The sequence below is a fragment of the Pedococcus soli genome (genome assembly GCF_054782575.1).
In genome coordinates this window covers 175,458-194,903 of the sequence record NZ_BAAGSF010000006.1, presented here as the reverse complement: position 1 = coordinate 194,903, position 19,446 = coordinate 175,458, and the positions used below count along the sequence as shown (strand labels likewise).

Below are 19,446 nucleotides of genomic sequence, written 5' to 3'. Positions count from 1 at the left end.
ATGGGAGATCGAGGCGGTATGGCGCGGGCGCGCCAGTGCGGGTCAGGCGAGGGAGATGAGGTCGAGGTAGTCCTGGCCCCAGTGGTCCTCGATGCCGTCGGGCAGCAGCAGGATGCGCTCGGGGTCGAGCGACTCGACCGCGCCCTCGTCGTGCGTCACGAGCACGACCGCGCCCTTGTAGGTCCGCAGGGCGCCGAGGATCTCCTCGCGCGAGGCCGGGTCGAGGTTGTTCGTGGGCTCGTCGAGGAGCAGCACGTTGGCCTCGGACACGACGAGCATGGCCAGCGACAGGCGGGTCTTCTCGCCACCGGAGAGCACCCCGGCCGGCTTGTCGACGTCGTCGCCGCTGAACAGGAACGAGCCGAGGACCTTGCGGACCTCGGTCTCACCGAACGAGTCGGGGGCGGCCGACTTCATGTTCGACAGGACCGAGCGGGTCACGTCGAGGTTCTCGTGCTCCTGCGCGTAGTAGCCGAGCTTGAGGCCGTGGCCGGGCTCGACCTCTCCCGTGTCCGGGGTGTCGACGCCGGCGAGCATCCGCAGCAGGGTCGTCTTGCCGGCGCCGTTGAGGCCGAGGACCACGACGCGCGAGCCGCGGTCGATGGCCAGGTCCACGTCGGTGAAGATCTCGAGGCTGCCGTAGGACCGCGACAGGCCGGACGCCCGCAACGGCGTCTTCCCGCACGGCGCGGGGTCGGGGAAGCGCAGCTTGGCCACCTTGTCGGTGGTCCGGGCGCCCTCGAGGCCGGCGACCATGCGCTCGGCGCGCTTGATCATGTTCTGGGCGGCGACGGCCTTGGTCGCCTTGGCGCGCATCTTCTCGGCCTGCTCCATCAGGGCAGCGGCCTTCTTCGTGGCGTTGGCGTACTCGCGCTTGCGGGCGCGCTCGTCGGTCTCGCGCTGCTGGAGGTAGGGCTTCCAGCCGACGTTGTAGAGGTCGAGCTCACCGCGGTTGGCATCGAGGTGGAACACCCGCGTCACCACGGCGTCGAGCAGCTGGACGTCGTGGCTGATGACCACGAGCCCGCCCTGGTAGCCCTTGAGGTAGTCGCGCAGCCACCCGATCGAGTCGGCGTCGAGGTGGTTGGTCGGCTCGTCGAGGAGCAGCGTCTGGGCACCGGAGAACAGGATCCGCGACAGCTCCACCCGTCGGCGCTGACCACCGGAGAGGGTGGCCAGCGGCTGTCCGAGGATGCGCTCGTCGAGGGCCAGCGCGCTGGCGATGGTCGCGGCCTCGGACTCCGCGGCATACCCGCCGGCGGCGGTGAACTCCCCCTCGAGGCGGGAGTAGCGGCGCATGGCCTTGTCGCGCGTCTCGTCGTCCGCCGAGGCCATCGCACCCTCGGCCTCACGCATCTGCGTGATGATGCGGTCGAGGCCGCGGGCGCTGAGGATCCGGTCACGGGCGAGCACGTGCAGGTCACCGGTCCGCGGGTCCTGGGGCAGGTAGCCGACCTCACCGCTCACGGTCACGCTGCCGGCAGCAGGCTGGCCCTGGCCGGCGAGGACCTTGGTGAGGGTGGTCTTGCCGGCACCGTTGCGGCCGACGAGGCCGACCCGGTCACCGGGGGCGATGCGGAAGGTCGCGCCGTCCAGGAGGAGGCGGGAGCCAGCGCGCAGCTCGATCCCACTGGCGGCGATCACAGACGTACTCCAGACACGTTTCGAGGAAGAACAGGCAGCTCAGCGGCGGTTCGTGCCGATCCGCTGCGTCGATGCAGGTCCGGTCACGCTCGCGTCGCCGTGGGCTCGCCGTGCACGGGTTGCGCCGGCGCCGCACAGCGGCTGAGATCACTAGTCTAGCGACGTCGCTCGACCCCCGAGTGCACGCCCGAGGCCCCGGAGGGCAGATGAGCTTCAACGACAACGCGCAGCTCGACACCTCACAGGTCGGGTCCGGCGGTGGCGGCGGACGTCCCGGCGGCATGGTGGTCGGCGGTGGCGTCGGCGGCATCATCCTGCTGATCATCGCCCTGGTCTTCGGCATCAACCCCAACGACCTCCCCGGGGGCACCGGCACCGACCCGGGCACGGGCGGCTCCGGCCAGGTGGAGCCCGGGGGCAGCACCGACCCCAACGCGTTCGCCCAGTGCAAGACCGGTGCCGACGCCAACCGCGACGACACCTGTCGGATCATCGCCACCGTCAACTCGGTCCAGGCGTTCTGGACCAGCGAGCTCCCCCGCTTCCGCCGCGAGTACACGCCGGCCAAGACGATCATCTACACCGGCTCGACCCAGTCGGCCTGCGGCACGGCCTCCAACCAGGTCGGCCCGTTCTACTGCCCGCTCGACAAGCAGGTCTACATCGACGCGAGCTTCTTCAAGATCCTCACCGACCAGTTCGGGTCCAGCGGCGGCCCGCTGGCCCAGGAGTACGTCGTGGCGCACGAGTACGGCCACCACATCCAGGACATCCTCGGCCTGCTCGACAAGGCCCAGCAGAACCCGCAGGGCGCCAACAGCGGCAGCGTGCGCGTGGAGCTCCAGGCCGACTGCCTCGGTGGTGTGTGGGCCAACAACGCCACGCAGACCAAGGACGCCAAGGGCAACACCCTGATGAAGCCGCTCACCGAGTCCGACATCAAGGACGCCCTGTCGGCAGCCTCGTCCGTCGGGGACGACCGGATCCAGCAGAAGACGCAGGGCCGTGTCAGCCCGGAGTCGTGGACCCACGGCTCGGCGGCGGCGCGGCAGAAGTGGTTCACCACGGGCTACCAGAGCGGTGACCTCAACAGCTGCGACACCTTCTCCCCCGCGACCGTCGAGTAGCCCTGGACCTCACGGCAGCCCCGTCGCAGGATCGAGACACCGACGAAGGAGCCCGCATGCGCATCATGAGCGTGACCACCAACCTGACGGTCCCCGACATCGACGAGGCCAGGACCTTCTGGTCCGGCCTGTTCGGCCTGACCACGGAGATGGACCTCGGCTGGGTCACCCGCCTCACCGACCCCACGACGGGGGCCCACGTCCAGCTCCTCACGTCCGACGCCACCGCCCCGGAGGACTCGGCCCTGACGGTCAAGGTCGACGACGTCGACGAGGCCTGGCGGCAGGTGCAGGACCGGGGCGTCGAGGTGGTCCACCCCATCGTCACCGAGGAGTGGGGCGTGCGCAGGTTCTTCGTCCGGGCACCCGGCGGGACCGTCGTCAACATCGCCCAGCACCACGACTAGCCGGGTCGGACGTCCTCGATGGTGATGCGCACCGCGCGGCCACGCTTCAGCGCGTCCTCGAGGACGGCCCTGCGCGGGTCGGGCAGGTCGTAGAGCTCACGCCTCGGGAGGGCGTCGAGGTGCGCGAGGCGGGGGTCGTCGAGCACCGCCCGCACCAGCGCCTTGTCCCCACCGACGACGAGGCCGGTGGCGCTCCCCCGCGGCAGGATCCGCAGCGTGTGGTCGCAGACCGCGCGCACCAGCTCGTCGGCCTGGTTGCCCCGCCGTCGCGCGAACCGCTGTTGCGACCAGCCGCCCGCCGCCGTCCGCGACTGCACGTGCCGGGTCCCGACCTTGGACTCCCTGAAGGCCGCCCCGTGGGCCAGCCCCACGGCATACCCGCCACGGCGGATGAGCAGGACCCCGACGGGGTCGTGCGGGAACTCCTCACGCGCGGAGATCCGTTGGCGCGCGCCGGGTTCGGGGTTGTTGGCCGCGAACCTCTCGAGCCACCCGTCGAGCCGCTCCGCAGACACCTCGACGACGCGGCTCACGGGTGTCGCGGCGTCGTCGAGGTGACGGGATGCGTCAGAGGTTGAAGCCGAGGGCGCGCAGCTGCTCGCGGCCGTCGTCGGTGATCTTGTCGGGGCCCCACGGCGGCATCCAGACCCAGTTGACGCGGTAGGACGCGACGAGGCCCTCGAGGGCCTGCTGGGTCTGGTCCTCGATGACGTCGGTCAGCGGGCAGGCCGCGGAGGTGAGCGTCATGTCGAGGACGGCGTGGCGCTGGGCGTCGACGGTGATGCCGTAGACGAGGCCGAGGTCGACGACGTTGATGCCCAGCTCGGGGTCGACGACGTCGCGCATGGCCTCCTCGACGTCCGCGACGTTGGGGGTGGCGGTGGTCGTGTCGCTCATCGTGTCAGCCTCTTTCATGAACTGGTCTTCAGGGTGCTGTCGTGGTGGAGTTCGTGTCGATGCCTGCCTGGTGCAACGCGTCCGTGAACGCCATCCATCCCAGCAGAGCACACTTGACGCGCGCGGGGTACTTCGCGACGCCGGCGAACGCGACGCCGTCGCCGATGACGTCCTCGTCGCCGGGGTCCTCGCCCTTGGACGTGAGCATCGCGCGCATCGCCTCGTGCGTGACCATGGCCTCGGCGACGGTGTGGCCGATGACCTCCTCGGCGAGGACGCTGGCCGACGCGGTCGAGATCGAGCAGCCGAGGGCGTCGTAGGAGATGTCGCGGACGACCGCGTCAGCGCCCTCGCCCTCGACGTGCACGCGCAGGGTGACCTCGTCACCGCAGGTGGGGTTGACGTGGTGCACCTCGGCCTCGAAGGGCTCGCGCAGCCCGGCGTGCTGGGGGCGCTTGGAGTGCTCGAGGATGAGCTCTTGATAGAGGTCCATCAGCTCGCCACCCCGAACACGTCCGGCACGCGGTCGAGCGCCACGAGGAGCGCGTCGACCTCCGCCGGGGTCGTGTATGCCGCGAGGCTGGCCCGCGTCGTCGCCGTCGCCCTCATCCGACGGTGCAGGGGCCAGGCGCAGTGGTGGCCCACCCGGGCCTCGACGCCCTGGTCGTCCAGCACCTGGCCGACATCGTGCGCGTGGACGCCGTCGACGACGAACGCCACGGCACTCCCCCGGTCGACACCGTCCACGGGACCGACCACGCGGACCCAGGGGCGCTCGGCCAGGCCGGCGAGCAGCCGCTCGGTCAGCGCCTGCTCGTGGGCGTGCACGCGGTCCATGCCGAGCTCCTGCAGCCACTCGATGGCCGCGGCGAGGCCGATCGCCTGGGCGGCGTTCGGGGAACCCGCCTCGAAGCGCTGCGGCGGCGCGGCATACGTCGTGCCCTCCATCCGGACGGTCTCGATCATCGAGCCGCCCGTGATGAACGGTGGCATCGCTGCCAGGAGGTCCTGGCGGCCCCAGAGGACGCCGATCCCGGTGGGGCCGTACATCTTGTGGCCCGAGAAGGCGGCGAAGTCGACACCGAGGTCGGCCACGTCGAGCGCCAGGTGCGGCGCCGACTGGCAGGCGTCGAGGACGGACAGCGCCCCCACGGAGCGGGCGGCATCGGCGAGGCGGTGCACCGGGTTGACCGTGCCGAGCACGTTCGACACGTGGGTGAAGGCGAACACCTTGGTGCGGTCGGTGAGCAGCTCGCCCAGCGCCGGACCGTGGACGCCGTCGAGGTCGAGCCGACCCTCGTCGGTGACACCGACCCAGCGCAGCGTGGCGCCGGTGCGTCGCGCCAGCTCCTGCCACGGCACGAGGTTGGCGTGGTGCTCCATCTCGGTGATGAGGATCTCGTCGCCCGGGCCCAGGGACAGCCGCGGGTCCTTGTCCTGGCCGGCGACCGAGTTGGAGAAGCCGTATGCCACGAGGTTGAGGGACTCGGTGGCGTTCTTGGTGAAGACCACCTCGTCGGTCGCCCCGCCGACGAACCCGGCGATCGTCGCGCGTGCCTGCTCGTAGCGGTCGGTCGCCTCCTCGCTGAGCTGGTGCGCACCGCGGTGGACGGCGGCGTTCACCTGCTCGCTGAAGGCTCGCTCGGCGTCCAGGGCGCGCGTGTGCCGCTGCGAGGTCGCCCCGGAGTCGAGGTAGACCAGCGGGCGACCGTCCCGGACCGTGCGCGTCAGGATGGGGAAGCCGGCCCGGATCCGGGCCAGCTCCCCGTCATCGAAGACGGTCGCCGTCGTCGCGTTCGACATCTGGGTCAACCTCGTCATGGAGTGGGTCTGCGGACTCTGGCCGTCAGGCCGAGGCGCCGACGTAGCGGTCGTAGCCCTCGGCCTCGAGGCGGTCGGCCAGCTCGGAGCCACCCTCCTCGACGATCTTGCCGTCGACGAAGACGTGCACGAAGTCGGGCTTGATGTAGCGCAGGATGCGCGTGTAGTGCGTGATGAGCAGGACACCCACGTCGGTGTTGTCCTTGACCCGGTTGACGCCCTCGGAGACGACGCGCAGGGCGTCGACGTCCAGGCCGGAGTCGGTCTCGTCGAGGATCGCGACCTTCGGGCGCAGGAGCTCCATCTGGAGGATCTCGTGGCGCTTCTTCTCGCCACCGGAGAAGCCCTCGTTGACGTTGCGCTCGGCGAACGCCGGGTCCATGCGCAGCTCGCCCATGGCGGACTTCATGTCCTTGACCCAGGTGCGCAGCTTCGGGGCCTCGCCGTCGATGGCGGTCTTGGCGGTGCGCAGGAAGTTGCTCACCGTGACGCCGGGGACCTCGACGGGGTACTGCATCGCGAGGAACAGGCCGGCGCGGGCGCGCTCGTCGACCTTCATCGCCAGCACGTCCTCACCGTCGAGGGTGACGGTGCCACCGGTGACGGTGTACTTGGGGTGACCGGCGATGGAGTAGGCGAGGGTCGACTTGCCGGAGCCGTTGGGCCCCATGATCGCGTGGGTCTCGCCGGACTTCACGGTGAGGTCGACGCCGCGGAGGATCTCCTTGGTGCCGGTCTCGGTCTCGACGGTGACCTGCAGGTTGCGGATCTCGAGTGTGGACATGCTCAGCGCTCCAGGTGTGTGGGAGTGGTGGAGGAGGTGTTCTGGGGGGTGGTGGCGACGTAGACGTCGTCGCCGTCGATCTTCACGGCGTACACGTTGATGGGGACGATCGCGGGCGGACCCGACGGCTCTCCGGTGCGGATGTCGAACCGCGAGCCGTGCAGCCAGCACTCGAGCGTGCAGCCGTCCAGCTCACCCTCGGACAACGAGACGTTGGCGTGGCTGCAGGTGTCGTCCACCGCGTGGACGCTGCCGTCCTTGGTGCGGACCAGCGCCACGATCGTGCCGCCGATGTCGGCCGCGGCCGCGCCCACCTCGGGGAGCTCGTCGAGTCGGCAGACCCGCACGAACTCCTCGTCGGGGACGAGCTCTGCTGCTGCGCTCACAGGGCAGCCTCGGTGGCGGTCTCCTGCGCCGCGGTGCCGCCGAGCTCGGTGTCGATGGCAGCCATGAGCCGCTCGGACACCTCGGGCACGCCGATGCGGGCCACGACGCTGGCGAAGAAGCCACGCACGACGAGGCGTCGGGCGATGTCCTCCGGGATGCCGCGCGCCTGCAGGTAGAAGAGCTGCTCGTCGTCGAAGCGACCGGTCGCCGAGGCGTGCCCGGCTCCGACGATCTCGCCGGTCTCGATCTCGAGGTTGGGGATCGAGTCGGCCCGCGCCCCGTCGTCGAGGATGAGGTTGCGGTTGAGCTCGTACGTGTCGGTGCCCTCGGCGCTCGCGCGGATGAGGACGTCACCGACCCACACCGTGTGGGCGGTCTCGCCCTGCAGTGCACCCTTGTACTCGACGTTCGAGTGGCAGTGCGGCGCCTCGTGGTCGACGAAGAGCCGGTGCTCCTGGTGCTGCCCGGCGTCGGCGAAGTAGACGCCGAGGCCCTCGAAGGAGCCGCCCGGGCCGGAGTAGCGCGCGTTGGTGGAGATGCGCACGAGCTCGCCCCCGAGCGTGACGACGATGTGGCGCAGCTTGCCGTCGCGACCGATCAGGGCGTCGTTCTGGGCGACGTGCAACGCGTCGTCGTCCCACTCCTGGACGGTGACGAAGGTCAGGTCGGCGCCGTCGCCGACCCGGATCTCCACGCCGGCGGTGTGCTCACCGGTGCCACGGTGCTCGAGGATGACGGTGGCCTTGCTGTGCCGACCGGCATCCACGACGAGGTGGGCGTTGTCGCGCCCGGCGACCCCGCTCACGCGGACGAAGACCGGGGCGTCGAGCTCGGCCTCGGCCGGGATGCCGACGAGCAGGGCTCGCTCGGTGCCGGCGTAGGCCGTGACGGCGGCGCGGTCGGCGGGACGGTAGGCCGTGCCCACGCGCTCGTCGTCCATCGCCAGCTCGAGCAGCTCGACACCCTCGGGGGCGTCGGTCTCGACGGTGACGGCACCCTCGGTGCTGCCCTCCTCGGAGAACAGGCCGCCGAGGCGGTCGACGGGGGTGAACCGCCACTCCTCCTCGCGGCCGCCGGGAACGGGGAAGTCCGCGACGGCATACGAGGTCTTGCGCTCGGCGCGCGACTGGTCGGGGACGAAGGCGGCGGCGGAGTCCGTGTGGGCTCCGGCGGTCGCCTCGGGGTTCTTCTGGGCCAGCAGGCTCAACCTACGGCTCCTTCCATCTGCAGCTCGATCAGGCGGTTGAGCTCGAGGGCGTACTCCATGGGCAGCTCACGCGCGATGGGCTCGACGAACCCGCGCACGATCATGGCCATGGCCTCTTCCTCGGTCATGCCTCGGGACATGAGGTAGAACATCTGGTCCTCGGACACCTTGGAGACCGTGGCCTCGTGCCCCATGGTCACGTCGTCCTCGCGGATGTCGACGTACGGGTAGGTGTCGGACCGGCTGATGGTGTCCACCAGCAGCGCGTCGCAGACCACGCTCGAGCGGGAGCCGTGGGCGCCCTCGAGGATCTGGACGAGCCCGCGGTAGGACGTGCGGCCACCACCACGGGCCACCGACTTCGACACGATCGTCGAGGAGGTGTTGGGGGCGGCGTGCACCATCTTGGCGCCGGCGTCCTGGTGCTGGCCCTCGCCGGCGAAGGCGATGGACAGCGTCTCGCCCCGGGCGTGCTCGCCCAGGAGGAAGACCGCCGGGTACTTCATGGTGACCTTGGAACCGATGTTGCCGTCGATCCACTCCATCGTCGCGCCCTCGGCGCAGGTCGCGCGCTTGGTGACGAGGTTGTAGACGTTGTTGGACCAGTTCTGGATGGTCGTGTAACGGACGCGGGCGTTCTTCTTCACGACGATCTCGACGACGGCGGAGTGCAGCGAGTCCGACTTGTAGATCGGCGCGGTGCAGCCCTCGACGTAGTGCACCGAGGAGCCCTCGTCGGCGATGATCAGGGTGCGCTCGAACTGGCCCATGTTCTCGGTGTTGATGCGGAAGTAGGCCTGCAGCGGGATGTCGACGTGGACGCCCGGCGGGACGTAGATGAACGAGCCACCCGACCAGACGGCGGTGTTGAGCGCGGCGAACTTGTTGTCACCGGCGGGGATCACCGAGGTGAAGTACTCGCGGAACAGGTCCTCGTGCTCGCGCAGGCCCGTGTCGGTGTCGACGAAGATGACACCCTTCTCCTCCAGGTCCTCGCGGATCTGGTGGTAGACGACCTCGGACTCGTACTGCGCCGCGACACCCGCGACGAGGCGCTGCTTCTCGGCCTCCGGGATGCCCAGGCGGTCGTAGGTGTTCTTGATGTCCTCGGGCAGCTCGTCCCAGGTGGTGGCCTGCTTCTCCGTCGACTTCACGAAGTACTTGATGTTCTGGAAGTCGATGCCGGTGAGGTCGGAACCCCAGTTGGGCATGGGCTTCTTGCCGAAGAGGCGCAGCGACTTCTCACGCAGGTCGAGCATCCACTGGGGCTCGTTCTTGCGGGCCGAGATGTCGCGCACGACGTCCTCGTTGAGGCCTCGCTTCGCGGTGGCGCCGGCGCTGTCGCTGTCGGCCCAGCCGTACTCGTAGCGGCCCAGGTCCTTCAGACCCGGGTTCAGCTCCTCGATGTTGGTGCTCATCGCGTCGACCTTTCGGTTCGTGTCACAGCGGTGGGGTCAGCGCTGCTGGTGGAGTTCGTGGGGGCGTTGCTCGCCCGGCTCGCCGGTATGGCGTGCTGGACGGTGCTCGTGGGGATGAACGTGGTGCAGACGTGGTCGCCGTGCGCCAACGTCGCCAACCGCTGCACGTGGACACCGAGCAGGCGCGAGAACGCATCTGTTTCAGCGTCACAGAACTGCGGAAATTCCCGGGCGGCGTCCTGGACCGGGCAGTGGCCCTGGCACAGCTGGATGCCGGTGAAGGGGCTGGAGCTCTCCGGCTCGCCCACCGGACGGGCCGAGGCGGCGAAGCCGTCACGGGTCAGGGCGCCCACCAGGGCGTCGACCCGGGCGGCCCGCGAGGTGCCGGCGGCGGCCAGCTCCACGGCATACCGCTGCTCGAGCTCGTGCACGCGCTGCTCGGCGAACCGGCGCACGGCACCGTCGCCGGCCTCGTCGGACAGGAAGCGCAGGGCCTCCATGGCGAGGTCGTCGTAGTCGGACTCCAGGGCGTGGTGCCCGATGTCGCTGACGACGTACGCCCGGGCCGGGCGTCCTCGACCGCGGTGGCCGGCCGACGGGCCCTGCTCGCGCTCGACGATCAGGCCGGCGTCGACGAGGTTCTCGAGGTGGCGGCGGACGGCCGGGGCGGTCAGGCCGAACTCCTCGGCCAGCGTCGCCGCGGTCACGGGTCCGCGCTCGCTGATCGCCTGCAGCACCCGGTCGCGCGTGCGCGACTCGAGCACCTGGGGCGCTTCGGCGATATTCACAACGCTGATGTTACGTAATTGATCCGCGACTCCGATAGCAAGGTGAACCTAACCTCGCGGTCAGGGGAGCAGGCCACGCTCCCGGGCGACCGCCACGGCCTCACCTCGCCCGGCGACCCCGAGCTTCGCGAGGATGTTCGAGACGTGGACGCTGGCGGTCTTGCCGCTGATGAAGAGCTGGCTGCCGATCTGGTTGTTGCTGCGGCCCAGCGCGACGAGGGCGAGGATCTCCTGCTCACGCGCGGTCAGGGCCTCACCGTGACGGGAGGCGGGCCGGGTCGCGGGTCGGGCCCCGCCGGTCGTGCGGATCTCGGCACGCAGCGGGGCGGCCTCGAGGTGCACCGCGACCTCCAGCGCCGCCGCCAGCTCGGCCGAGCCGTCACCGTGCCCGGTGGAGCGCAGCACCACGCCGAGGCGGGCCCGCGACCGGGCCGTCTCGTAGGGGTGGCCGTACGTCTCGAACGCCGAGACCGCCCCCACCCAGGCCGCCACGAGCTCGTCGGCGTCGACGTCCTCTCCCCCGAGCCAGCGCAGCCGCAGCGCCTCGGCCCGCGACCGGGCCAGCCAGGCCCTCGACTCCGGACCGTCGTTGCCCGGCCTGGTGACCGCACGGGCCCAGACCTCCTCGCTCGTCGCGGCCAGTCCCGCACCCCGGGACAGCAGGTCGGGCCGGTCGACGCTGGGGAGCCGCTGCACGTGCCCGGCGAGCTGGCCGAGCAGCAGCGTGCCCAGCCGGAGCCGGCCCTGGAAGAAGGGGTCCCACACCCGCGAGAGCACCTCCACGACCTCGTCGTGGACGGCGACGGCCCGGTCGAGGTCGTCGGAGTGCCCGTACAGGTCGACGGCGGCAGAGCCCGCGATGAGGGCGACCAGGCCCTCGCGCTCCCACCACGGTCGGGTCGGTTCCAGCTCGCGCAGCGCCTCGACCTGACCCCGCCCCGCGGCGACGTACATGCGGGCGGCCCGCAACGAGGACCCGGCAGGTTCCGGGGCGACCTCGCCGCCGACCGCGAGGATGGCCAGGGACTCGTCCCAGCGGCCGCGCTCGTAGGCGGCGATCCCGGCGAGCAGCCGACCGTCGAAGGCGTAGGGCGCCCAGGGCCGTCCTGCGGCCCGCGCCCGCTCGACCCCGCGGCGGTAGACGTCGACCGCCTCGTCCAGCCGGCCCGCGCGGTGGTGCAGCCAGCCGAGGTGGTGGAAGGCCCGCGCCTCGGCGGCCTCGCCGAGGCTCCCGGGAGACTCGACGAGCGCCTCGAGGGCACGACGGGACCCTTCCGGGTCGCCGGCCTTCTCGGTGATCCGCGCGGCGACGACGCGCACCTCCTCGGCCAGCTCGTCGAGCCCCGCGGCCCGCGCGGCGGCGACGGCCTCGTCGATGGCCACCAGGGCCTCCTCGTCCCGGCCGCGGTCGGCGAGCGCCTGGACCCGGGCCGCGAGCAGCTGCGCCCGGACCCGCGGGTGGTCACCGTCGGCAGAGTCCAGCAGCGACAGTCCCTCGGTGGTCGTCGCGAGGGTGTCGAGGGTGCTCTCGGTGATGCGGGCGGCGGTCGCGAGGGAGGCGAGCAGCTCGGCCCGGCCGACCGGTGCGGCGGAGGCAGGGCGCCGGTCGAGCCGCTCCTGCAGGAGCTCGAGGGCCTTGTGCACCCGGCCCACCGCGACCGCGGCCACCGCCGCCCTCAGGGTGACGGCGTCCACCTCGTCGTCGGCGGCGTCCTCCGGCATCAGGGACAGCGCGTGGCTGAAGTGCCGCCACGCCTCTTCCGGTCCGGCCATCCGCAGCGCCGAGTCGCCTGCCCGGACGCTCGCCTCGCGGGCGACATCGCGTTGCCCCGCGGCCGACGCGTGCCGCGCCAGCTCCGCCCACGAACCCGATGAGCGGTCGGCGGTGAGGGCCGCGGCATACCGCTCGTGGGCGCGCACCCGCTCCCCCGGCAACAGGTCGTCGTAGACGGTCTCGCCGAGCAGGGCGTGCCGGAAGGCGTAGCCGCCGGTGTCCAGCGGGACGAGGACGTGGTGCTCCACCGCATCGCGCAGGCCGCTGTCCAGCTCGGCCTCGGGGAGGGCCGCGACGACGGCGAGGAGCTGGTGGGAGACGTGGCGGCCGGAGGCGGACGCCATCCGCACCACGTGCTGCCCGGCAGTCCCGAGCTGGTCGAACCGGACGAGCAGCAGCCGGGACAGGTCCTCGGCCAGGCCCGCGCCCCCGATGGCCGAGGCGGCCACCAGCTCCTCCGCGAAGAAGGCGTTGCCCTCGGCGCGGGCCACCACCGCGCGCACGTCGGCGTCGTCCAGCGGGCGGGTCTGCAGCCCGTGGACGAGCTCGCGGACGGCCGAGTCCGGCAGGGGTGGGAGGTCGAGCCGCTCGACCCCGGCGAGCCTGGACCAGTGGGCGAGCGTCGGACGCAGCGGGTGCCGGCGGTGCAGGTCGTCGCTGCGGTACGACGCGACGACACTGACCGGGTGGGTGAACCCGCGGGTGAACAGCAGGGTCAGCAGGTCGCGGGAGGACTGGTCGGCCCAGTGGACGTCCTCGACCACGACCAGCAGAGGGGTCGTCGCGCCGACCTCGTCGAGCGCCGCGTGGACGGCTGCCACGAGGTCTCCCCGGTCGGCGGACCCGGCCCCGGCGTCGGAGCGCCCCGGCAGGAGCCGCGAGACCCCCGGGTTGGCCTGGGCGGCGCGGGCAACGGCCTCGGGCGCCAACGCCTCGAGCCGCCCGAGCACCTCGAGGAAGGGCAGGTACGGCAGCGACTGGCCGGCCTCGCTGAGGCAGTGGCCGACGAGCACGGTCCAGCCGTGGTCACGGGCGGTGCGCGCGACCTCTGCCAACAACCTGGTCTTGCCGATCCCGGCGTCACCGGACAGCACCACGCTGCCGTGGGACTCCCCCGCGCCGTCCACCCCGGTCAGCGCGACGAGCCGAGCAGCCTCGTCCGCCCGCCCCACGAACAAGCTGCTGCCGGCAGCGTCCAGACCCACGCCGTCGATCATGTCAGAGGGGGTGACACGACGGCGTGGGTCCTTGGGACGGCGGTGGCCCCGGTGGTGCTGGCCAAGGTGGTGGTGGCGGTCCGGGTGGTGCCGACCGTCATCTCAGGCGTGCCGGGCGACGCCGTGCCGGTGGTGCAGGCGCGGCCGGTGCGCCAGGGCGCCGGCCACGAGGCGGTGGTGGCGGCGGCTCCGTCCGGCGGCGGGCAGGCCGGCCACCAGGCTCTCGCGGCGGTAGGCCACCTCGGCGGCGACGAACAGCGGGTCTGCGGTGATGCTCATGGGTCTTCTCCTTCGCGGTGGTTCTGGTGAGTGGTGCTTCGACGGGTCCCACGCTGCGCGGGTGAGGTGGGGTCCCACATGGGGCAGATGCCTTATCTGCCGCGGCCGACGCCCCCGGCTACCTCAGACGGGGCGGGCGGTGTGCCGACCACCGCCGGTGCCGGGCCGGTGGCCGTCGGGTCGGGGGCCGTCGTGCCGTTGCGTCGCCAGCGCTGCCAGGACGAGGCGTGCTGCGGTCCGCACCCGGCCCGGCCCCGATGGGGTGCGCCGTGGAGCGCGGTTCGCCCTGCCGAGGCTCTCCTGCTTCCACTGCTGCTCGGCGAGGACGACGTAGGGGTGTGCGGTCAGGCTCATGAGGTGCTCCTTCGGGAGGTGCGCCGCACCCGGAGCGGGCGCGACAGCAGTCACGCTCCGCGCGTGAGGTACCCCCCGGCATGGGGCATCCGCCCCGTCCTCGGAGCCCCGGGGACCTCAGTCCCCGACCGGCGACCCGTGGCAGGCGGGACCCGCGGTCGGACCTAGACTCGGGCCGTGCCACCAGCAGTCGCCGTGACCGGCCTCGTCAAGCGCTACGGCGACGTCGTCGCCCTGGACGGCGCCTCGTGGTCGGCCCCCGCCGGCCGGGTCACCGCCGTCCTCGGCCCCAACGGGGCCGGCAAGACCACGATGGTGGAGTGCTGTGAGGGCCTGCGTCGGGGCGACGCCGGTGAGGTGCGCGTGCTCGGCACCGATCCGTGGCACGCCGGCGCAGACCACCGCGCGAGGGTCGGCGTGATGCTCCAGGACGGCGGCCTGCCGAACGCCGCCCGTCCCGTGCCGCTGCTGCGTCACCTGCGTTCCCTGTATGCCGCGCCGGCACCCCTCGACGACCTCGTCGCCCGGCTCGGGATCGGCGACTTCGCGACCACCTCGGTCCGCCGCCTCTCCGGTGGCCAGAAGCAGCGGGTGGCCCTCGCCGCGGCGCTGGTCGGACGTCCCGAGGTGGCCTTCCTGGACGAGCCGAGCGCAGGGCTGGACCCGCACGCCCGCCTGGACGTCTGGGAGCTGGTGCGGGAGGTCGCCGACGCAGGAGCGGCGGTCATCCTGACGACGCACTCCTTCGAGGAGGCGGAGCGGCTGGCCGACCACATCGTCGTCGTGGCGTCCGGACGCGTCGTCGCGCAGGGTTCGCTCGCGGAGGTCACGGCCGGCGAGCGCCTCGAGGACCGCTACTTTGCCCTCACCCGACGGCCGGCCGCATGAGCACGACCCCCTCGGCGCCCACCACGGGGACGACGGCCGCTGCCGCCCCGGCCCGGGACCGCGTGCTCGCGCAGGCGCGGTTCGAGGCGGCCACGCTGCTGCGCAACGGCGAGCAGCTGCTCGTGGCGCTCGTCCTTCCCGTCGCCGTCCTCGTCGCCCTGGTCCACACCACCGGTATCTCGGTGGGTGCCGGCCGCCGCGTCGACCTGGTCGTGCCGGGTGTCCTCGCCCTCTGCGTCGTCTCGTCGGCCTTCACCGGCCAGGCGATCTCGGTCGGCTTCGACCGCAGGTACGGCGTGCTGCGCCTGCTCGGGGTCTCCCCGTTGGGTCGCACCGGCCTGCTGGCGGCCAAGGCGGTCGCGGTGCTGGCGGTGATCGCGATTCAGTTCGTCGTCATCGCCGGTGTGGGGCTGGCGCTCGGCTGGGAGCCGAGCTGGAGCGGCATACCGGCGGCGGTGCTGTCCACGCTCCTCGGCACGTGGGCCTTCGTGGCCCTCGCCCTCCTGCTCGGTGGCACGCTGCGCGCCGAGGGGGTGCTGGCGCTGGCCAACCTCGTCTGGCTCGTCCTCCTGGGCCTCGGTGGTGTCGTGGTGGCCGGCAGCGAGCTGCCCGACCGGTTCGCCCCCGTCGTCGAGCTGCTGCCCTCGGCGGCGCTGGGCGACAGCCTCAGGGCGGCGCTCGTCGACGGCACGGCGAGCCCTGCCCACTGGGTCGTCCTGGTCGTCTGGGGTGCGGTGGCGACCCTGCTCGCCCGGCGCCTGTTCCGCTGGAGCGACTGAGCCTCGAGCTCACGACGGAACGCGGCGACCGTCGCCGCGAGCAGCAGGCCCCCGAGCAGCCAGAAGGTCTCGTGGACCAGGACGTAGCGCGCCCGGGCGTCGCCGAGGCCGTTCCCTGCGACGACCCCGGGAAGAACGAGGGCGACATTGGACAGGACGTGGCCGAGCATGACGGCCGTCCCCACCTGGGCGGGCCACAGCAGCCACGCCCGCTGCCGCAGCTTGCCGTGCCGCTGACCGGGTCGCAGCAGCCACGTGGTCACGGCCCCCGCGAGGCAGAGCGGGATTGCGACGAGGTCGATGACCAGCAGGGCCGGGTGCTGACGGACCGAGATCCCCGGTGGCAGCAGCGCCGTGCCTCCGAGGCCCCAGTAGGTGTGGATCCCTGCGGAGAGCAGCATCCACGCGGCACTCAGCCTCCAGGCGTTCCTCATCATGGCCCCAGTCAGCCAGCCCGGGACGCCGGCGACCATCGGGTGTCTCCCCCAGCGTCATCAGGGTTCCACCTGAGACGTACCCTCGTTGCGTGACCGCACCACCCGTCTCGACCCCCGCCCAGACCGCTCGTGCGGCCACCACCGGGGCGGTCTGGCTCCCCCGGGTCCTGCTCCTCAACCTCGTCGTCGAGGTGCTGATCGTCGTCACCGGCGGGCTCGTGCGGCTGACCGGGAGCGGGCTGGGGTGCCCCACCTGGCCACAGTGCGTCCCCGGTTCGTACACCCCGGTCCGGCACCAGGCGGAGGGCTTCCACCGCTACATCGAGTTCGGCAACCGCACCCTGACCAGCGTCGTCGGGATCGCGGCCCTCCTGGCGATCGTCGCGATCGTCGTCTGGGCCGACCGGCGCCGCGACCTGCTCGTCCCCGCCGTCGTCGTCCTGGGCGGGGTCGTCGTGCAGGCGGTCCTGGGCGGCATCACCGTCCTGACGGGCCTGAGCCCGGTCACCGTCGCGGCGCACTTCCTCGTCTCGATGGGGCTGGTGACCGCCGCAGCCCTCCTCTACTACCGGGCGCAGGGACCGGCCGGCCCACGCACCCTGTCCGTGCACCCCCTCGTCGAGCGGCTCGGCCGGGCGACCTGCGCCGTCGCCGCGGTCGTCCTGGCGCTCGGCACCGTCGTCACCGGCTCCGGCCCCCACTCGGGCGACGCCGACGAGCCGGCCCGCCTCGGCTTCGACCCCCGCACCGTCTCGTGGCTGCACGCCGACGCCGTGATGCTGTTCGTCGGCCTGGTCGTGGCGACCTGGGTCGCCGCGCGGCTGACGGGGACCACGTCGGCCCCCGGCCGGGCGTGGGCGGCCGTCCTCGCGGTCACCGTCCTGCAGGGCGTCGTCGGCTACACGCAGTACTTCACCGGTCTGCCGTGGGCCGTGGTCGTCGTGCACATGCTGCTCGCCAGCCTTCTCGTCGTGACCCTGACGCGGGCCATGGTGCGTCAACGCGCAGTTCCCCGAACCTAGGCAAACGTCCTGCTGCGGGTGGACACTCAGGCATGGATGCCACCGCAGGACCCCACGCGCTGGGCTCGAGGGCAGCGAGCAACCGACGTCTCGGGCGCATCGTGGCCGCGCTGATCATTGCCGCCACGCTGCTGATGTGGTGGACCGGCCGCGGGTACGACGACAGCTCCTGCACCACGTTCGGGGCCACTCCCCAGAACGCCAGCCTGACCACCCTGGGCGAGACCCCCGTGGGCTGCACCGGCTGACGACCCATTGCACAAGCTCTCTTGTGCAATATCTCTTGTGCATCTAGCCTGAGGGCGTGAACACTCCACGAGAGCATGACGGCATCCGCCACGTGACCGATGCCAAGGCCCTGTCGGCCATGGCCAACCCGTTCCGCTCACGGATGATGGACGCCCTCAAGGTCGACGGTCCGTCCACCGCCTCGGGCCTGGCCCAGCGCACCGGCCAGGCCGTCGGGAGCGCGAGCCACCACCTCAAGGTCCTCTCCGAGGCGGGCCTGGTCGAGGAGGCCCCCGAGCTCGCCAAGGACCGGCGGGAGCGCTGGTGGCGCCTGGTCGACCCCGGCACCCGCTGGTCGCGCGCCGAGTTCGCCGACGACACGGCCGCGGTCACTGCTGCGTACGCCGCCGAGGCGATGCACCTGCAGCGACAGTTCGAGCGCGTTCAGCAGTGGAACGCCCAGGCCGCCGACGTGCCCGAGTGGGACCGGGCTGCGTTCGCCACCCAGAACTGGATGCGCCTGTCCCCCGACGAGCTGCGCCAGGTCTCCGAGGAGCTCATCGAGGTCCTCATGCGCTGGGGACGGCGCGAGGTGCCGGACGACGGCGTCGCCCGCGAGCCCGTGCTCGTCTTCGCCCGAGGGTTCCCGGCCCAGCCATGACGGACCGCACCGCACCGGTCGCCGCGCTCCCCCTGCGCCGCAACCGGGACTTCAGCCTGCTCTGGTTCGGCGAGGGCGTCAGCGTCCTCGGCAACGCCACCACGTCCGTCCTGCTCCCCCTCCTTGCCGTGGTCGCCTTCGACGCCGGGCCGGGCTGGATGGGCGTGCTCACGGCCGCGGCCTGGGTGCCGTGGCTGGTCGTCGGCCTCCCCGCAGGGGCCTGGGTGGACCGCCTGCCCGCCCGCCGCGTCATGGTCGGCAGCGACCTCGCGGCCGCTGCGGTCCTGGCCAGCGTCCCTCTCGCCTGGGCCCTGGGCCACCTCACCCTGACCCACCTCGTGCTCGCCGCCCTCGGCAACGGCACCTGCACGGTCTTCTTCCGTGCCGCGTACCCCGCCCTGGTCCGCCAGGTGGCTCCCGCCCAGCAGCAGGAGCAGGCCTTCGCCCGGCTCTTCGGCACCGAGTCGGCGATGCAGGTGGCCGGCCCCGGTGTCGGCGGCCTGCTGGCCCAGCTCGGGTCGGCGGCCATGGGACTGCTCGTCGACGCCGTGAGCTTCCTCGTCTCGGCGGTCTGCTTGGCCTCCCTGCGGCTCACCCCGGCTGCCGGACCCGACGGCGAGGACGGTGCCGGGACCCCCGCGCGGTCGTCCCTGCGGACGAGCATCCGCGAGGGCGTCGACTACATCCGCACAGACCCGTTCCTGCGGTTCTTCACCGTCATGGGCGGCGTCTCCAACTTCGGGCTCACCGGGTATGCCGCGCTGCTGGTCCTCTTCCTCGTCCGTGACCTCGACCTGTCGCCGGCCGCCGTGGGGGTGGTGATGGCGACCGGCAGCGTCGGAGGCTTCCTCGGCGCCGCCCTCGCCACCCGGCTCTCGAGCCGCTTCGGCAACGCGCGGGCGGTGGTGTGGCTGCAGGTCGTGGCAGGCCCGACCGCCCTCCTCGTGCCGCTGGCGACGCACGGTGCCGGCACGGCATACCTCGTCGTCGGGCAGCTGCTCGTCGGCACCGGGGTCGTGGCGGGCAACGTCATCCGCGGCGCGTGGCGCAACCGGTACGTCCCCGAGGAGATGCTCGCCCGGCAGGTGACGACGGCCCAGGTGGTCAACTTCGGCACCATGCCGCTGGCCGGACTGGCGGCCGGTCTCCTCGGGACCCAGCTGGGCCTGCGGCCGACGATCGCGCTGATGGCCGCGGTGCACGCCGTGGCGTGCCTGTCGATGTTCTGGGGACCGCTGCGCGGACTGCGCGACCTGCCTGAGGTGAACGACCACGGCAGCCACCTCGTCTCCCGTTGAGGAGGTCCACCGGGGACCTCACCGCCGAC

At 72.2% G+C, this 19,446-nt stretch carries 21 protein-coding genes; 8 read left to right on the top strand and 13 right to left on the bottom strand.

The window, feature by feature from the left end:
- Window positions 1-42 precede the first annotated feature (42 nt).
- Complete coding sequence (locus tag ACYVKF_RS16180) at window positions 43-1,644, bottom strand: ABC-F family ATP-binding cassette domain-containing protein (RefSeq protein WP_056914347.1); 1,602 nt, start codon at window positions 1,642-1,644, stop codon at window positions 43-45.
- Between the two features lie 206 nt (window positions 1,645-1,850).
- Between ACYVKF_RS16180 and ypfJ the strand changes: the two genes are divergently transcribed.
- Window positions 1,851-2,771, top strand: a complete 921-nt coding sequence (gene ypfJ, locus ACYVKF_RS16175) for a KPN_02809 family neutral zinc metallopeptidase (protein ID WP_056914346.1) — start codon at window positions 1,851-1,853, stop codon at window positions 2,769-2,771.
- Between the two features lie 56 nt (window positions 2,772-2,827).
- On the top strand, window positions 2,828-3,178 hold the full coding sequence (locus ACYVKF_RS16170) for a VOC family protein (protein WP_460967746.1): 351 nt from the start codon (window positions 2,828-2,830) through the stop codon (window positions 3,176-3,178).
- Here the strand turns inward: ACYVKF_RS16170 and ACYVKF_RS16165 are convergent.
- The 12 genes from ACYVKF_RS16165 to ACYVKF_RS16110 form a co-directional block, all read right to left on the bottom strand.
- Window positions 3,175-3,711: an acVLRF1 family peptidyl-tRNA hydrolase gene (locus ACYVKF_RS16165; protein WP_460967744.1), complete on the bottom strand. Its 537-nt coding sequence runs from the start codon at window positions 3,709-3,711 to the stop codon at window positions 3,175-3,177. The genes ACYVKF_RS16170 and ACYVKF_RS16165 overlap by 4 nt on opposite strands.
- 34 nt (window positions 3,712-3,745) lie before the next feature.
- On the bottom strand, window positions 3,746-4,075 hold the full coding sequence (locus tag ACYVKF_RS16160; RefSeq protein ID WP_056914343.1) for a metal-sulfur cluster assembly factor: 330 nt from the start codon (window positions 4,073-4,075) through the stop codon (window positions 3,746-3,748).
- 28 nt (window positions 4,076-4,103) lie between these two features.
- Window positions 4,104-4,568 carry a Fe-S cluster assembly sulfur transfer protein SufU gene (gene sufU / locus ACYVKF_RS16155; RefSeq protein WP_460967742.1) on the bottom strand — a complete coding sequence of 155 codons (465 nt, stop codon included), beginning with the start codon at window positions 4,566-4,568 and terminating at the stop codon, window positions 4,104-4,106.
- Window positions 4,568-5,896 carry an aminotransferase class V-fold PLP-dependent enzyme gene (locus ACYVKF_RS16150; RefSeq protein WP_460967740.1) on the bottom strand — a complete coding sequence of 443 codons (1,329 nt, stop codon included), beginning with the start codon at window positions 5,894-5,896 and terminating at the stop codon, window positions 4,568-4,570. The genes sufU and ACYVKF_RS16150 overlap by 1 nt, the downstream gene beginning before the upstream one ends.
- Before the next feature lie 25 nt (window positions 5,897-5,921).
- Entirely contained in the window at window positions 5,922-6,680 is a 759-nt protein-coding gene (gene sufC / locus ACYVKF_RS16145) for a Fe-S cluster assembly ATPase SufC (protein WP_056914340.1), read from the bottom strand.
- A 2-nt stretch (window positions 6,681-6,682) separates the two neighbouring features.
- Window positions 6,683-7,066, bottom strand: a complete 384-nt coding sequence (locus tag ACYVKF_RS16140) for a non-heme iron oxygenase ferredoxin subunit (protein ID WP_235529152.1) — start codon at window positions 7,064-7,066, stop codon at window positions 6,683-6,685.
- A complete protein-coding gene (gene sufD, locus ACYVKF_RS16135; RefSeq protein ID WP_460967737.1) occupies window positions 7,063-8,274 on the bottom strand; it encodes a Fe-S cluster assembly protein SufD in 1,212 nt (403 codons plus the stop codon). Before sufD ends, ACYVKF_RS16140 begins: the two co-directional genes overlap by 4 nt.
- Window positions 8,271-9,692 (bottom strand): Fe-S cluster assembly protein SufB, encoded by a 1,422-nt coding sequence (gene sufB / locus ACYVKF_RS16130; RefSeq protein WP_056914337.1) that lies wholly within the window; start codon window positions 9,690-9,692, stop codon window positions 8,271-8,273. Before sufB ends, sufD begins: the two co-directional genes overlap by 4 nt.
- The gene (locus tag ACYVKF_RS16125) at window positions 9,689-10,480 is read right to left on the bottom strand and encodes a helix-turn-helix transcriptional regulator (RefSeq protein WP_235530595.1); all 792 of its coding nucleotides are present in this window, start codon (window positions 10,478-10,480) and stop codon (window positions 9,689-9,691) included. Before ACYVKF_RS16125 ends, sufB begins: the two co-directional genes overlap by 4 nt.
- A 60-nt stretch (window positions 10,481-10,540) precedes the next feature.
- Window positions 10,541-13,471, bottom strand: coding sequence for a helix-turn-helix transcriptional regulator (locus ACYVKF_RS16120; protein ID WP_460967734.1), 2,931 nt, complete (start codon window positions 13,469-13,471; stop codon window positions 10,541-10,543).
- Window positions 13,472-13,573: 102 nt separating this feature from the next.
- Window positions 13,574-13,750 carry a hypothetical protein gene (locus ACYVKF_RS16115; protein ID WP_157581177.1) on the bottom strand — a complete coding sequence of 59 codons (177 nt, stop codon included), beginning with the start codon at window positions 13,748-13,750 and terminating at the stop codon, window positions 13,574-13,576.
- A 123-nt stretch (window positions 13,751-13,873) separates the two neighbouring features.
- Window positions 13,874-14,104: a hypothetical protein gene (locus ACYVKF_RS16110; RefSeq protein ID WP_056914334.1), complete on the bottom strand. Its 231-nt coding sequence runs from the start codon at window positions 14,102-14,104 to the stop codon at window positions 13,874-13,876.
- Window positions 14,105-14,281: 177 nt separating this feature from the next.
- On the opposite strand from ACYVKF_RS16110, the gene ACYVKF_RS16105 reads away from it, so the two are divergent.
- The 6 genes from ACYVKF_RS16105 (at window position 14,282) to ACYVKF_RS16080 (ending at window position 19,417) form a co-directional block, all read left to right on the top strand.
- Window positions 14,282-14,992 (top strand): ABC transporter ATP-binding protein, encoded by a 711-nt coding sequence (locus ACYVKF_RS16105; protein ID WP_056918957.1) that lies wholly within the window; start codon window positions 14,282-14,284, stop codon window positions 14,990-14,992.
- On the top strand, window positions 14,989-15,771 hold the full coding sequence (locus tag ACYVKF_RS16100; RefSeq protein ID WP_056918956.1) for an ABC transporter permease: 783 nt from the start codon (window positions 14,989-14,991) through the stop codon (window positions 15,769-15,771). Before ACYVKF_RS16105 ends, ACYVKF_RS16100 begins: the two co-directional genes overlap by 4 nt.
- 526 nt (window positions 15,772-16,297) lie before the next feature.
- Entirely contained in the window at window positions 16,298-17,230 is a 933-nt protein-coding gene (locus tag ACYVKF_RS16095; RefSeq protein WP_460967730.1) for a COX15/CtaA family protein, read from the top strand.
- Window positions 17,231-17,262: 32 nt separating this feature from the next.
- Complete coding sequence (locus ACYVKF_RS16090) at window positions 17,263-17,478, top strand: hypothetical protein (protein ID WP_460967728.1); 216 nt, start codon at window positions 17,263-17,265, stop codon at window positions 17,476-17,478.
- Between the two features lie 56 nt (window positions 17,479-17,534).
- The gene (locus ACYVKF_RS16085; protein WP_235529150.1) at window positions 17,535-18,119 is read left to right on the top strand and encodes an ArsR/SmtB family transcription factor; all 585 of its coding nucleotides are present in this window, start codon (window positions 17,535-17,537) and stop codon (window positions 18,117-18,119) included.
- Entirely contained in the window at window positions 18,116-19,417 is a 1,302-nt protein-coding gene (locus ACYVKF_RS16080) for an MFS transporter (RefSeq protein ID WP_460967725.1), read from the top strand. The genes ACYVKF_RS16085 and ACYVKF_RS16080 overlap by 4 nt, the downstream gene beginning before the upstream one ends.
- Window positions 19,418-19,446 lie beyond the last annotated feature (29 nt).

What these genes read in the sequence shown, in the direction of transcription:
- ACYVKF_RS16090 (WP_460967728.1), top strand. Translation starts at nt 17,263, where the DNA reads ATGGATGCCACCGCAGGACCCCACGCGCTGGGCTCGAGGGCAGCGAGC.
- ACYVKF_RS16160 (WP_056914343.1), bottom strand. Translation starts at nt 4,075, where the DNA reads ATGAGCGACACGACCACCGCCACCCCCAACGTCGCGGACGTCGAGGAG.
- ACYVKF_RS16170 (WP_460967746.1), top strand. Translation starts at nt 2,828, where the DNA reads ATGCGCATCATGAGCGTGACCACCAACCTGACGGTCCCCGACATCGAC.
- ACYVKF_RS16115 (WP_157581177.1), bottom strand. Translation starts at nt 13,750, where the DNA reads ATGAGCATCACCGCAGACCCGCTGTTCGTCGCCGCCGAGGTGGCCTAC.
- ypfJ (WP_056914346.1), top strand. Translation starts at nt 1,851, where the DNA reads ATGAGCTTCAACGACAACGCGCAGCTCGACACCTCACAGGTCGGGTCC.
- ACYVKF_RS16080 (WP_460967725.1), top strand. Translation starts at nt 18,116, where the DNA reads ATGACGGACCGCACCGCACCGGTCGCCGCGCTCCCCCTGCGCCGCAAC.
- ACYVKF_RS16150 (WP_460967740.1), bottom strand. Translation starts at nt 5,896, where the DNA reads ATGACGAGGTTGACCCAGATGTCGAACGCGACGACGGCGACCGTCTTC.
- sufU (WP_460967742.1), bottom strand. Translation starts at nt 4,568, where the DNA reads ATGGACCTCTATCAAGAGCTCATCCTCGAGCACTCCAAGCGCCCCCAG.
- sufC (WP_056914340.1), bottom strand. Translation starts at nt 6,680, where the DNA reads ATGTCCACACTCGAGATCCGCAACCTGCAGGTCACCGTCGAGACCGAG.
- sufB (WP_056914337.1), bottom strand. Translation starts at nt 9,692, where the DNA reads ATGAGCACCAACATCGAGGAGCTGAACCCGGGTCTGAAGGACCTGGGC.
- ACYVKF_RS16110 (WP_056914334.1), bottom strand. Translation starts at nt 14,104, where the DNA reads ATGAGCCTGACCGCACACCCCTACGTCGTCCTCGCCGAGCAGCAGTGG.
- ACYVKF_RS16120 (WP_460967734.1), bottom strand. Translation starts at nt 13,471, where the DNA reads ATGATCGACGGCGTGGGTCTGGACGCTGCCGGCAGCAGCTTGTTCGTG.
- ACYVKF_RS16100 (WP_056918956.1), top strand. Translation starts at nt 14,989, where the DNA reads ATGAGCACGACCCCCTCGGCGCCCACCACGGGGACGACGGCCGCTGCC.